This window comes from Providencia sp. PROV_01 (genome assembly GCF_053098325.1).
Genome location: NZ_JBRFKD010000002.1, coordinates 3,125,059 through 3,138,494 on the forward strand (window position 1 = coordinate 3,125,059; position 13,436 = coordinate 3,138,494).

A 13,436-nucleotide genomic window follows, 5' to 3' on the forward strand; every position below is an offset into this window, starting at 1 on the left:
CTTTTGATTACAACTATTTAAGATGAAAATTAACGCTCAAGAGTCATACGATTTAACATCGGAGCAGTTAAAACCATCAAAATTGCCATCACACCAGTCACTAAACCAATCTTCAGGAATACGTCACTGTACACAGCTAAAGATTCAACTTTACTAGTAAGTTCACCTTCTGGTGCCGCTGCCATTGAGGCAACATACCCTGCGATAAATGCTGCTGCTGAGTTAGTCAGGAACCACGCGCCCATAATAAAGCCCATTAAACGCTGTGGAACTAACTGAGCTACCATCGCAAGGCCAAGACCTGAGATCATCAGCTCACCAATACTTTGGAAGCCATAGCAGATAACTAGCCATTGAACAGAAACAATCCCAGCTTCATTTGCAAATTTCGCACCTAATGGCAAAACTAAGAATGCCGCGGAACATAGCAACATACCAATAGCAAATTTATGTGGCATCGGTAAGTTGTCGCCCATTTTATTATAAATTGCAGCTAAAATTGGGCTTCCAATCATGATCCATAATGGATTCAGAGCTTGGTATTGTGCAGGCTCAATAGAAAAACCAAAAACTTCATGCTCTACGTTATGTAATGCAAAGAAGTTTAGCGATGTAGGCATTTGGCTATAAAGAACAAAGAATACAATCGCTTCAAGCATTAGAATCAATGCAACAATCATGCGGCGACGCGCCGTACCTTTCAGTGCTAATGTTTCTTTGATAAAGATAACTAAAATACCCAAAGAAATAATCGCTAATGCTGTACGAGCAATACCGAGGTTATGCAATAGCCATGTTGAAATCGCAATGAGTGCAACAACACCAGCGACAGTTGCGACCAACCTTGAGATCACGACAGGAGCGAAGTCAGGCTTTGAGCCATGTTGAGAAACCCATTTTTTACACATATAGAAGTTAATCAATGTGATAATCAGGCCTACAACACTAAGAGAGAACGCAACATCCCAGCCATAATGTTTTGCTAACCATGGTGTTGCAATCATTGAGAAGAATGAGCCGATATTCACGGACATATAGTACATGGTGAATGCACCGTCCAAACGAGGGTCGTCTTTTTCATAGCAGGTTGATAACAGTGATGATGGGTTTGCTTTAAACAAACCATTACCAACTGCAATAGTCGCTAAGCCAACATACACCATCGACACGTCATGCCCTGAGAAAGCAACAAATGCGTACCCCGCAATCAGTGTTATCGTTCCAAGAACAATAACACGTTTTGTTCCGAGAACTTTATCCCCTAACCAACCACCTACCGCAACAAAACCATAAACTAATGCTGCAAACGCCGAGAAAAGTGTAATTGATTCTGTTTCTGACATACCCAGCACTTGGCTTAGGTATATTGGAAGGATCCCTTGAAGACCGTAGTAACCAAAACGTTCCCAGAGTTCGATAGAAAAAATAAGATAGAATGAGCGAGGTTGCTTAAACGCGTTAAGACTGACTTCCTCTTTGTTATTTGTTGTGGACACAAGTTACCTCTAGTACAACCTGTACATATGCAAAAAAACCACGGAACGCTCTATGCGCTCTCGCATTGTTATGATCTCAAGAATTCAAAGTTGAAAAGATTCACTTTTGGTAGGAGGAGTATCATTCCCTGACCTCAAAACAAACAAAACTGTGTGTAGACTTGTTTATGGATCTCAAACATAAATTCAATGAGTTAAAGCACATTTGATTATTTATTCAACATTAATTGGCAGATAACCCGCCCAGAACCCAATAATCAATTAAGCCATATACGTTATTTATGCACCAAAATTAAAGAATTAGCTAGTATTAATTACTGCTTGAATTGAATTTAATCGTGATTTACTTCAATTTTTTACAAAATCACCAAATTATTATCGATTACTAATTAGTCATTTGTTTATTAAATGTTAAGAACATTATTCTATAGTGAAACTATAACACCCTGTTTATAACTCTATGATTTATTGCTTTAAACGTTATGGGAAACTAAAAATATCCATAACAAATGAACACTTTTTTCTTTTATGATCTTTTATGATAAGAAAGGATTTAGAGAGTCGCAGCTAAAGAGACATTCAAACTGGAATTTTGGATAAAAAAAAGCCCAGTTAAAAACTGGGCATAATGCATTCTACTCAAGGATCTTTTTGCTAAATTCAAACTATCACTACGTAGGTGCATTATTACATTACTTCGTGTAAAGAAATGAATGATGAGGGTAAATATATGAATGTTTACGCAAGCAAACAGTATATAGATACTACTAAGACACAGTATCACTGAAAAAAGTTCATCTTTTTTTAAATTATTTATGTATTTTTTGCTCTATGCGCTAATAGCAACAATTAACCATCTGATTTAGTAGAATTAATATAAAATGTCCTTCATATCATTGCAGGAACTTATCTAACAAGATAACGTAGCCGTTAAGAGCTTAGTCCAAAGGATGTCATGTGAAAAAAGTATTTTTACTGTTTTTTATCTTTATTAACGTATTTTTCTCTCCTGCCTTTGCAGAAGAAGCAACGCCACTAATTAATGAAAAAACGCTAATTGCACTTGCGGAACAGGGCCAAGCCGAAGCTCAGTTTAATTTAGGTATGTTTTATCAGTCTCACCATCAGTTTGACCAAGCTTTACATTGGTATCTTCTCTCTGCTAATCAAGGCTTTACAAAAGCACAAATTAACCTTGGTTTGATGTACCAACAAGGTACCGGGGTTAAGTTAGATGAGAAACAAATGCTGCACTGGATGAGCAGAGCAGCCGAAAATGGTGATCCTATTGGCCAAATGAATATGGCCGAATATACCTTATACGGCCTTGATAATTTATTAGAGAAAAACCCAGAAAAAGCAGAACAGTGGCTAGAAAAAGCGGCCGAACAACATTTCCAACCTGCTATGCTCACCCTCGCCTATTGGTATGAAGAGGGAAAAGCTGTTACAAAAGACCCGCAAAAAGCCCAAAAAATATATCTTGCTCTTGCTGAAAAAAACCATCCTCAAGCACTCTATTTATTGGGTTATCAGGCTGCTGTAGGCATGTATGATAAGGTGAACTACCCTCTTGCCTTTCAATATTTTACCCGTGCCGCAGAATTGGGCTTTTCCCCCGCCCAAAATAGCTTAGGTATGCTGTACCTAACCGGGCAAGGCCCCCCAAAAAATACCCAATCAGCCATAAAATGGCTAACCCAAGCCGCTGAACAAGGTGAAGTTTCGGCTCAATTTAATGTTGCGCTTATCTATGCACGCGGTGATGGTATCAAGGCTAACCAAGCAAAAGCGTGTCACTGGTTTATAAAAGCCGCTCAGCAAAATAGTGTCGATGCGCAATATGCAGCAGGAGCTTGCTACCAATATGGTATGGGTGTTGAAGCCGATGATAAAAAAGCCCTACGCTGGTATCAACTCGCAGCCGCTAAAGGCCATGAGCGGGCTGAAAAGAAAGTGTTAATTTTAGAAAACCAGCAACAATAAACTCTATTTTTCCAACTTACTGTTGTACCACTAATATAAGTAAGATAAAGAAAATCTGCATTGTTTATAGCCAATGCAGAGCTTCTATAGGCATATACTTATTAGTTCAGACACTCACAATTTAGCGCGATAAATTCGCTGCGGTCGGCCAACTTTGCCATACTCAATTTCGGCTTCAATTTTATCCTTCGCTAAACAATACTCCAAATAACGCCTTGCCGTGGTCCGACTGAGTTTGATGGTTTCAGCAATACTTTCTGCCGTATATTGCACATCAGGTTCAGTGAACAAAGCGAGTATTTTTTCAAGTGTAATAATATCAATGCCTGTTGGAAGTTCTTCCTTTGATTCCCCTCGCGCATAGGTATTGAACATATCATCAATTTTACTTTGGTTGGTTTTGCTATTGTCCTGTACAACAGATTTACGTTGAATATACCTATCCAATGTTTGGCCTAAACGCTCATAGGCAATTGGCTTCACTAAATAGTCAAAAACGCCTAAACGAATAGCTTCAGAAACCGTATCCATATCACTTGCAGCCGTAGTGAATACAATATCTGCATTATTCCTTTCTTGTATTAACTCATGGACCAGATCAATCCCTTTACCATCTGGTAAATAGTTGTCTAATAAAATCAGGTCTGGTTTCATGTATTCAATCATTTTTCTCGCTTCAGCAAGGTTACCTGCAAGCCACACTTTCTCACATGCGGGATAGGCTTTTATATACTCACTGTGCATTTCAGCAAGTAGTAACTCATCTTCCACAATGAGGATTTTTATCTTAATCATTTTATATCTTCACTTTCGGAATAAAAATTGAAAATACTGTACCATGCGGTTGATTTTCTTCAATAATAACCGCACCATTACAGCGTTTAACATAAGACGCAACAAGATATAACCCGATACCATGGCCATCTGTCACATCGGTTTTCGTTGTCACACCGCGCTCGAACCATTTATCTTGCATTTCTGATGGGAAACCACACCCCTGATCCGCGACTTCAATGACAATCTCCTTCCCTTCATCAGAAAGGTATAATTCCACTTGTTTATTACCCTGATTATTTTTCAAACTTGCTTCAAATGCATTATCAAGTAAATTTCCCAATATGGCACAAAATTCCGTACTATTTAACGAATCAGGTAATTCATGCAACTGACTACCGGCAGTAAATTTTAATTGTAGCCCTAATTCTTTGGCTCGATGGTGCTTACCAAATAGTAAACCTGCAACCTGCTTATCAAAAAACTGCCCACGGAGTGTATCAATTAATTGCTGCTGAGATTCTGATTCCCCTTTAATCAAAGCCAACGCTTGGTCATATTCTTTCATTTGCAATAACCCACTTAATGTTGACATCCAATTAAGATGTTCGTGCCGTAAAGTGCGTAAATTTTCAATATATTGACGAACTTGAGTCAACTGAGAGTTTAACGATTCAATATCGTTTTGACTACGAAAGCTAATAACCGCCCCCACCAGATGCTCACCATCACGAATCGCAACCCGGTTTGCAATCACATTTAAACCATTAAACTCGCCAATCACATCATGCTTAGTTGTTTCAAGGTCGGTAATAAAAAAATCAGCTGGCGATATATGCTCTGACACAAATGTTCCTGTTAACTGGCCCAATGGCTTACTTAGGGATAACATTTTTCTCGCATTTGAGTTGATATTGATAATTTGCCCTTGTGTATTTACCGCAATCACACCTTCAAAAACGGCTTCAAATATTCCTTTTTGTACTAACACCAGTTGAGTAATTTCTTCAGGTTCCATTCCCAACATTTGTTTTTGAATTAAACGTGAAAACCCCCAAGATAAAAACAGCAAAATAATCAATATTCCTAAAAAGGTAGCACCTGTTTGCACAAACAATTCACTGCGTGACGTATCAATTTTGTTGGATAAGTAACCAATAGAAACAACGCCAATCACTTTACCTTGTTCATCAAAAATAGGGGTCTTGGCTCTAACAGCATTTCCCATCGAGCCTTCGCCATTAATGAAATAGCTTTCCCCTTTCTCTAAGGCGCCTGGTTTGTTCCACTGCATTTCAAAACCAATTTTTTGGCTATTTGGGTGATATAACCGAATTGATTTTTCATCACCGATAACTACATAATCATAGTTGGAATCTTGGTTTAGTTTGTCAGCAATAACCTTCAGTCTCGGAATATCTCTATTCTTTACTGATTGCACCACACCATCAATAGAAGCAATCAGCTTTGCTTGGCTCATCGCTAACGATTGAATGTTTGCAATCAATCGATTTTCAGCCGTATCCGTGAAATATTTGCCCAACCCGAACGTTAAAAAAACAGAAACAATCAATAACAGAAAAAAAACTCGTACTGAAAATGAAACTGAATTTACTTTTTTCAATGAAGAGAATGCATATTCTTTTTTCATGTTATATCTCGTTACTGGCTGAAAAGTAAAAAATTTGTTAATTCAAAAAAGGTAGGATAACCGATAAATCGGATTCAAGCCAAAGGTATAATACACATATTAATAATTAAACACATTAAAACCAAGCAATAAAAAACATATCCAATAATTAAAAACTTTAAAACCATTAAACAAATACAATCTCATTTAAGAAACATGAAATAGGTCAAATATATTAAATACAGTATCTTTAATATAAATATCAGAGAGGATAATTAAATAAGAATTTATATTTACTTTTATAAGAATAATCAAAAATATTTATTTAATTAACTTTAACATTAGCAACATTTTAAAAACATCTCTAAATGAGATGCAGGATACTATTATGTTCGAAAACATAACGTTTAACCAAGTAAAACGTCATGAGAACAGGAAACTTGCTGAAATAACTCAGTTTTTAAAGGAAAACGATTTAGAGCTTGATTCAAGCATTGACGTTTTTATTACAATCTCACGCAATGAAAAATTAATTGCGTGCGGAGGCTTAGCAAAAAATGTTATTAAATGCGTTGCTATTAGTGATGATGCTCGAGGTGAAGGCCTTGCATTAAAATTAGCAACAGAACTGGTTAATCTTGCTTACGAAAATAATACAACGCATTTATTTATTTATACTAAATTTCAAAATGAAAGCTTATTCCAACAATGTGGCTTCCATACTATTGCCACCGTTCCTGATATTATGGTGTTGATGGAAAACAGTTGCTGTTATCTAAAACGTTATATCGAAAGTTTAAAAGCACAACGTAAGGAAGGAAAAAAAATTGGCGCAATCGTCATGAATGCCAATCCCTTCACCCTTGGCCATCGCTATTTAATAGAACAAGCCGCGAAGGCCTGTGACTGGCTACACCTATTTGTTGTCAAAGAAGATACCTCTCGTTTCCCTTATAAAATTAGATTAAATTTAATCGAAGCTGGGACTAAAGGAATAGAAAATCTCACTATCCACAAAGGCTCCGAGTATATTATTTCTCGCGCGACTTTTCCTTGTTACTTTATTAAAGACAAAACGGTTGCCAATAACTGTTATACCGAAATAGACATTAAGATATTTCGTCAATATATCGCCCCTGCTCTGGGGATAACCCATCGATTCGTAGGCTCGGAACCATTTTGCCAAGTCACCAACCAATATAACCAAGACATGCGCTTTTGGTTAAAAACCGATGCTATGAATTTTCCACCTATAGAACTCGTTGAATTTCCGCGAACAATCATCAATGGAACGGCAGTTTCTGCCTCACAAGTTAGACGATTGCTCGCTAAAAAAGATCTTGCGGCGATTAAGCCGATTGTACCTGAGGCAACCTATCAATATTTACAAGAGATGGTCGCCAATCAAGTCGCATCCGCTCAAAGCCACACCGAAAGTTCTGAATTAGCCATAGGTGAAATATGAAGATAAAACACGCAGCAGTAGCTGGCACACTTGAATCAAGTGATGTCATGGTTCGTATCGAACCGCTAGAAGACACTCAAGAGGTCTCAATACAAATTACCAGTAGTGTTGAAAAGCAGTTTGGGGATGCTATCGCAAAAATCGTACAAGAAATGATTCAGCAGCATGATATTCAAGGAGCACAAATCATTGTAGATGATAAAGGTGCACTGGAATGCGTACTTAAAGCGCGTTTAGAAGCCTTATTGGCTCGCGCCTGTGATATCGACTATCTGCCTTGGGAGGATAAATAATGACTCCAGAACAAAAATCACGTACACGCAGAAGTATGTTATTTGTGCCCGGTTCCAATGCAGCCATGTTAAGCAATTCCTTTATTTATAAAGCGGATGCTTTAATGTTCGACCTTGAGGACTCTGTAACTTTACGCGAAAAAGACACAGCTCGTCGCTTGGTTTACCATGCATTACAGCACCCGCTTTATCAAGATATTGAAACCATTGTGCGGGTCAATGCATTAGATTCCGCCTTTGGTGTTGCTGACCTTGAGGCCGTTGTTCGTGGTGGTGCAAATATTGTCCGCCTTCCTAAAACAGATACTGCGCAAGATGTTATTGATATTGAAAGTGAAATCTTACGTATAGAAAAAAGTTGTGGCCGCGAAGAAGGTAGCACGGGTTTGCTCGCCGCTATCGAATCTCCAATGGGCATCACTCAAGCAGTCAATATTGCTCATTCATCACCAAGACTTATAGGCATCGCATTAGGTGCCGAGGACTATGTCCGCAATTTGCGCACCGAGCGGTCTCCAGACGGCGTAGAACTCCTCTATGCTCGGTGCGCCATTTTACAAGCCGCTCGTTCAGCCGGTATTCAAGCGTTTGATACCGTATATTCTGATGCGAATAATGAAGAAGGTTTCCTACGCGAAGCCGCTCACATTAAACAGCTCGGCTTTGATGGCAAATCATTAATTAACCCAAGACAAATTGAGTTACTTCATAATTTATATGCACCAACTCAAAAAGAAGTCGACCATGCACAGCGTGTTGTTGAAGCCGCTGATGCCGCAGCCCTTGAAGGTAAAGGTGTGGTTTCATTGAACGGAAAAATGGTCGATGGCCCAGTTATTGACAGAGCTCGCCTCGTGTTATCACGAGCAGCATTATCAGGAATTCGGGAAGAGTGAGGCAATAAAAATGACAAATAATACTCAGCGCCAGGCTCGCGTATCAGCCTACTTACAACCAAATACTGACGATGAACTACGTGAATTTAAAGATATCGGCAAAGTACAACAACAGGTACAAAAGCCGAGAAATCGCAAATTATGTGATGACTTACAAGTCGCGATCCGTCGTTCTGGTCTTAAAGACGGTATGACTATTTCTTTCCATCACGCCTTTCGCGGTGGAGATCTTACGGTCAATATGGTGATGCAAGTCATTGCTGAAATGGGTTTTCGCAACTTAACACTTGCATCAAGCTCATTAAGTGCTTGCCATTCACCACTTGTTGAACATATTCGTCATGGTGTTATCCGCAAAATTTATACCTCTGGTATCCGAGGCCCACTCGCTGAAGCTATTTCACGTGGTGAATTAGAAGAACCTGTACAAATTCATTCGCATGGTGGAAGAGCCAATCTAATTCATAGCGGTGAGCTAGTTATTGATGTGGCGTTTATTGGGGTTCCTTCTTGTGATGAATACGGCAATGCCAATGGCTACACTGGCAGTGCGAGTTGCGGTTCTTTAGGTTATGCCAAAATTGATGCTGAGACCGCGAAAAAAGTGGTGATGCTCACTGAAGAGATATTAGATTACCCCCATAACCCATCCAGTATTAAGCAAGATGAAGTCGATTACATCGTCAAAGTTAAACGGGTGGGTGATGCCGATAAAATTGGGGCTGATGCGACACGTATGACGTCGAACCCTCGTGAACTTCTGATTGCTCGTACTGCAGCTGATGTTATCGAAAAATCGGGTTACTTTAAAGATGGTTTTTCATTACAAACCGGTACGGGCGGTGCTTCTCTTGCCGTCACTCGCTTCCTTGAAGACAAAATGAGACGCCATAATATTCAGGCTGGCTTCGCACTTGGCGGCATTACCTCAACTATCGTTGATTTACATGAAAAAGGATTAATTCGTAAATTATTGGATGTCCAAAGTTTTGATAAAGCGGCAGCAGAATCACTTGCTCGCAACCCGAATCATATTGAAATCAGTGCTAACCAATATGCGTGCTTTGATTCAAAAGGTGCTTCCGTTGATATGCTTGATGTGGTTGTGCTCAGCGCGTTAGAAATCGATACTCGCTTTAATGTCAATGTGTTAACGGGTTCTGATGGCATTATTCGTGGTGCATCTGGTGGCCATAGTGACACAGCTGTTGCATCAAAATTATCTATCATTGTTGCACCACTGGTACGTGGCCGTATTCCAACATTAGTGGATGAAGTGCTCACGTGTGTTACACCTGGTTCCAGTGTCGATATTCTTGTCACTGACCATGGAATTACAGTTAACCCTGCTCGTCCTGAATTAAAACAGCAACTTGAAAGCCAAGGTATTAAAACCGTTTCAATGAACTGGTTACGAGAACGAGCACAATTATTAACTGGTACTCCTAACCCAATTGAATTTACAGATAAAGCTGTTGCGGTTGTTCGTTATCGTGATGGCTCAGTCATTGATGTTGTTCATCAAGTGAAGGAGTAAATATGTTTTACCCACTGCCTGATACTCAAGAGCAATTTGATATTTCTTTACCTGAACTGTTGGATAGCCGAGATGCCCGTCAGGCTCGCCAACAAGCGTGGATTGGTCTCCATCAGGTAACCTTGATTTCATTTACTGTCGTTTTTCCTGGAGCTGTCAAAGACAACTCTCTTGTTAGACATGTGTTTAATCAGGGCCTAAATGCGCTTAAACAAATTGCTTCATGCGGGCAGTGGGTGTTTTTATCACAACAATCTTGGGCATTAAAAACGGGGCCGGAATGCTTGGTTGCCGTTGACGGAGATGCTATCGAGATTAAAAAAGCGTTAATTCGCATGGAAGAATCGTCTGCTGTTGGTCGGTTATGGGATTTTGATGTGTTTGATGCCAAGGGGCAGCAATATTCACGTAGTCAATTAAATCTGCCACCAAGACAATGCCTAATTTGTGAAAATGAAGCGAAAATTTGTGCTCGTCAGCGGACACATTCATTGGTTGAGATACTTAATCGTATCGAGGAGTTAGCGCATGCAACCCATTAAACAACTCAGCCATATAAATGATAAATTAACCCACTATTACAGCCAATTAGCATGGCAAGCGATGTTAGCTGAAGTAAACTTAACCCCTAAACCTGGGTTAGTGGATAAACATAATACCGGTGCCCATAAAGATATGGCACTGACAGATTTTCATTTAAGTGCCAATGCCATCGCGACACATTTTCCTCAATTTTTGCAAGCAGGCGCTCAATACAAAAATTGTCCTATAGAGCAACTATTACCCCATATTCGCCCTATCGGAATGGATTGTGAAAAGTCGATGTTCCGTGCAACAAAAGGGGTTAATACCCATAAAGGCAGTATTTTCTCCTTAGGTTTAGCTTTAACCGCAATAGGCCGTTTGATTGCACAACAACAATGTGTCTCACCTGAAAATATCAGCTTATTGGTTGCTAGTATGTGTAAGGGAATTACCAATGAACTTAAACAAAAAACCGAAAACCCTACTGCTGGCCATCGCTTATATCAGAGACATGGGTTAACAGGTGCAAGAGGTGAAGCTGAGGGCGGTTATTCGTTAGTAATCAAACATTCACTTCCTTATTATTTGCAGCAACTTGCTAAAGGCAAACTCGCCGATATCGCTCTACTTGATACTTTAATTTTACTCATGAGCCTGAATGATGATACGAATATTGTCAATCGTGGTGGTATCAAGAGTTTAACGTGGATCAAGCAACGTGCAAAACAGCTATTAACTGCTGGTATAAATACCCATGATGACTTAGTTAAGGTTAAACATTTCGATAGTGAATGTATTCAGCTAAATGTGAGTCCTGGGGGAAGTGCGGATTTATTAATTCTAACTTGGTTTTTTGCTCGATTACCCAATCAATCCTTTATTTAACATTACGTATTTTTTAACATTAATAAAACAGGAATAATTTAAAAATAAAACAATTTAACCAAATAAAAACCAATTAATTATTTAACTAAATTATATACCTTAGAGTGAATTATTAATGAAAATTAAAATCATTATATTTCATTCAAGATACAGCCATATTAAAAATTATCATTTTAACAAATTCCTAATATTAAAGTTCATTCAATTTAATATTAAATAAATTTAATATTGATTTAATCAAGGAAATTGGCTTATGCAAAAAGAAAAAATATGGAAGCTATTCGTGTTAATAGCCATTCCAATTATTATTGCGTTAATACCTACACCAACGGGGCTACCACATATTGCGTGGTTGTTATTCGGTCTTTATCTTGCCGCTATTGTCGGTTTGGTACTTAAACCATATTCAGAGCCTGTTATTTTATTAGCCACTATTGCTGCAAGTGCAGTAATTATTGGAGTAACAGGTACTAAAGATGTCAAAGCAAGTGAAGTTTTAAGTGGATATGCATCCGGTACGACATGGCTTGTATTTGCTGCATTTACTCTGAGCGCTGCCTTTGTTATTACTGGTTTAGGTAAACGTCTTTCTTATATCTTGATTGGTAAGTTAGGTGGTACAACGTTAGGACTCGGTTATGTAACCGCAATCCTTGATTTAATTATCGCACCAGCGACGCCTTCTAATACCGCACGTGCAGGAGGGATTGTTTTCCCAATCATCAATAGTGTCGCCGTTGCTTTAGGGTCTGATCCAGAAAAAAGTCCACGTAAAGCAGGCCATTATCTCCTCGTCAACGTTTATATGGTGACTAAAACCACCAGCTATATGTTCTTGACCGCAATGGCGCCAAATGCACTCGCCCTTGCCATGATGAGTGACATTATGGGCATCCATTTAAGTTGGGGTGGATGGGCACTTGCAGCCTCTGTACCGGGTTTAATCATGCTGATTTTGACACCGTTAATGATCTACAAACTGTATCCACCTGAGTTGAAAAAGGTGAATAACAAAGAGATCGCGGCCAAAGGCCTGGAAGACTTAGGCCCAATGACTATGCGTGAAAAATTGCTGGGAATTGTCTTCATTATCGCGCTGTGTGGCTGGATTTTCTCTGACCTTATCGGTGTCAGCGCTTCTAGCGTCGCGATTGCGGTCATGGCATTAACCCTGATCCTAGGTGTTGTAACTTGGGATGACGTACTGAAGAATAAAGGCGGCTGGAATACCCTGATTTGGTACGGTGGTATCATCAGTATGTCTGGTGTTCTCACAAAAGCAGGCTTCTTCAAGTGGCTCGCCGATACCATGAGTCAATATCTCTCCTTCGGTGACCAAGCGATGCTAGCTTTCTTTGTCATCATGTTCATCAGTGTTGCCATTCGCTACTTATTTGCCTCTGGTGGTGCGTATGTTGCAGCCATGGTTCCGGTATTTGCCACTGTCGGTATGGTTGCAGGGGCTCCTCCGATGTTACTCGCTCTAGGTTTGCTGTTCTCGAATGCTTACGGCGGAAGCGTAACTCACTATGGCGGCGCCGCAGCACCTATCGTATTCGGTGCGGGTTATAACGATATCCGTTCTTGGTGGATCATTGGCGGGTTAGTGGCCTTCATTAGCTTATTCGTTCACATGACTATCGGTTTAGGTTGGTGGGAGATCTTGATTAGCATGGGGCTGATTTAATGCGCTCTATTCTAATCTCTCATTAAATTATTCCATGGGGCGCAATGCAAATTGTGCCCTAAACCCAAATATAACGGTAATTCACGCTAATCCTCTAAATAGTTCGGGTTGTAACAAGGCGGCAAAACAAAGGCATCCCATGGAGCATACAAAAGTATGTGACTTGGGTAACTGAGCGTAGCCAACACCGCCACTGCGGGAAGCTGAACGGGTTTACCCTAAATAGTTCACGTTGTGGCAAGGCGGCAAGTGAAGGCATCCA

General features: G+C 39.6%; 11 protein-coding genes. 8 read left to right on the top strand and 3 right to left on the bottom strand.

Going from position 1 to position 13,436, the window contains the following annotated elements:
* Positions 1 to 29 precede the first annotated feature (29 nt).
* Positions 30 to 1,496 carry a dipeptide/tripeptide permease DtpA gene (gene dtpA, locus ACU696_RS15270; RefSeq protein ID WP_109911202.1) on the bottom strand — a complete coding sequence of 489 codons (1,467 nt, stop codon included), beginning with the start codon at positions 1,494 to 1,496 and terminating at the stop codon, positions 30 to 32.
* 957 nt (positions 1,497 to 2,453) lie between these two features.
* Between dtpA and ACU696_RS15275 the strand changes: the two genes are divergently transcribed.
* Positions 2,454 to 3,482: an SEL1-like repeat protein gene (locus ACU696_RS15275; protein WP_272659113.1), complete on the top strand. Its 1,029-nt coding sequence runs from the start codon at positions 2,454 to 2,456 to the stop codon at positions 3,480 to 3,482.
* Between the two features lie 114 nt (positions 3,483 to 3,596).
* Here the strand turns inward: ACU696_RS15275 and dpiA are convergent, their stop codons facing one another.
* Both dpiA and dpiB read right to left on the bottom strand, forming a co-directional pair.
* Positions 3,597 to 4,277: a two-component response regulator DpiA gene (gene dpiA / locus ACU696_RS15280; RefSeq protein ID WP_004910133.1), complete on the bottom strand. Its 681-nt coding sequence runs from the start codon at positions 4,275 to 4,277 to the stop codon at positions 3,597 to 3,599.
* A gap of 1 nt (position 4,278) precedes the next feature.
* The gene (gene dpiB / locus ACU696_RS15285) at positions 4,279 to 5,907 is read right to left on the bottom strand and encodes a sensor histidine kinase DpiB (RefSeq protein ID WP_109911200.1); all 1,629 of its coding nucleotides are present in this window, start codon (positions 5,905 to 5,907) and stop codon (positions 4,279 to 4,281) included.
* Between the two features lie 367 nt (positions 5,908 to 6,274).
* Between dpiB and citC the strand changes: the two genes are divergently transcribed.
* From citC to ACU696_RS15320, 7 genes are all read left to right on the top strand, one after another.
* Positions 6,275 to 7,351, top strand: coding sequence for a [citrate (pro-3S)-lyase] ligase (citC, locus tag ACU696_RS15290; RefSeq protein WP_004910073.1), 1,077 nt, complete (start codon positions 6,275 to 6,277; stop codon positions 7,349 to 7,351).
* Positions 7,348 to 7,644: a citrate lyase acyl carrier protein gene (gene citD / locus ACU696_RS15295; protein ID WP_004910070.1), complete on the top strand. Its 297-nt coding sequence runs from the start codon at positions 7,348 to 7,350 to the stop codon at positions 7,642 to 7,644. Before citC ends, citD begins: the two co-directional genes overlap by 4 nt.
* On the top strand, positions 7,644 to 8,540 hold the full coding sequence (citE, locus tag ACU696_RS15300; protein WP_004910068.1) for a citrate (pro-3S)-lyase subunit beta: 897 nt from the start codon (positions 7,644 to 7,646) through the stop codon (positions 8,538 to 8,540). Before citD ends, citE begins: the two co-directional genes overlap by 1 nt.
* Before the next feature lie 10 nt (positions 8,541 to 8,550).
* A complete protein-coding gene (gene citF, locus ACU696_RS15305; protein WP_209101363.1) occupies positions 8,551 to 10,077 on the top strand; it encodes a citrate lyase subunit alpha in 1,527 nt (508 codons plus the stop codon).
* Positions 10,078 to 10,079: 2 nt separating this feature from the next.
* Positions 10,080 to 10,619 (top strand): citrate lyase holo-[acyl-carrier protein] synthase, encoded by a 540-nt coding sequence (gene citX, locus ACU696_RS15310; RefSeq protein WP_004910064.1) that lies wholly within the window; start codon positions 10,080 to 10,082, stop codon positions 10,617 to 10,619.
* Positions 10,606 to 11,487 carry a triphosphoribosyl-dephospho-CoA synthase CitG gene (gene citG, locus ACU696_RS15315; RefSeq protein WP_198634907.1) on the top strand — a complete coding sequence of 294 codons (882 nt, stop codon included), beginning with the start codon at positions 10,606 to 10,608 and terminating at the stop codon, positions 11,485 to 11,487. Before citX ends, citG begins: the two co-directional genes overlap by 14 nt.
* Positions 11,488 to 11,740: 253 nt before the next feature.
* Positions 11,741 to 13,174 (top strand): anion permease, encoded by a 1,434-nt coding sequence (locus tag ACU696_RS15320; protein WP_004910059.1) that lies wholly within the window; start codon positions 11,741 to 11,743, stop codon positions 13,172 to 13,174.
* Positions 13,175 to 13,436 lie beyond the last annotated feature (262 nt).

Bases quoted from the DNA above. Each gene is read 5' to 3' on its own strand.
- dpiA (WP_004910133.1), bottom strand. From the start codon at position 4,277: ATGATTAAGATAAAAATCCTCATTGTGGAAGATGAGTTACTACTTGCT.
- dpiB (WP_109911200.1), bottom strand. From the start codon at position 5,907: ATGAAAAAAGAATATGCATTCTCTTCATTGAAAAAAGTAAATTCAGTT.
- citC (WP_004910073.1), top strand. From the start codon at position 6,275: ATGTTCGAAAACATAACGTTTAACCAAGTAAAACGTCATGAGAACAGG.
- citD (WP_004910070.1), top strand. From the start codon at position 7,348: ATGAAGATAAAACACGCAGCAGTAGCTGGCACACTTGAATCAAGTGAT.
- citE (WP_004910068.1), top strand. From the start codon at position 7,644: ATGACTCCAGAACAAAAATCACGTACACGCAGAAGTATGTTATTTGTG.
- citF (WP_209101363.1), top strand. From the start codon at position 8,551: ATGACAAATAATACTCAGCGCCAGGCTCGCGTATCAGCCTACTTACAA.
- citX (WP_004910064.1), top strand. From the start codon at position 10,080: ATGTTTTACCCACTGCCTGATACTCAAGAGCAATTTGATATTTCTTTA.
- citG (WP_198634907.1), top strand. From the start codon at position 10,606: ATGCAACCCATTAAACAACTCAGCCATATAAATGATAAATTAACCCAC.
- ACU696_RS15320 (WP_004910059.1), top strand. From the start codon at position 11,741: ATGCAAAAAGAAAAAATATGGAAGCTATTCGTGTTAATAGCCATTCCA.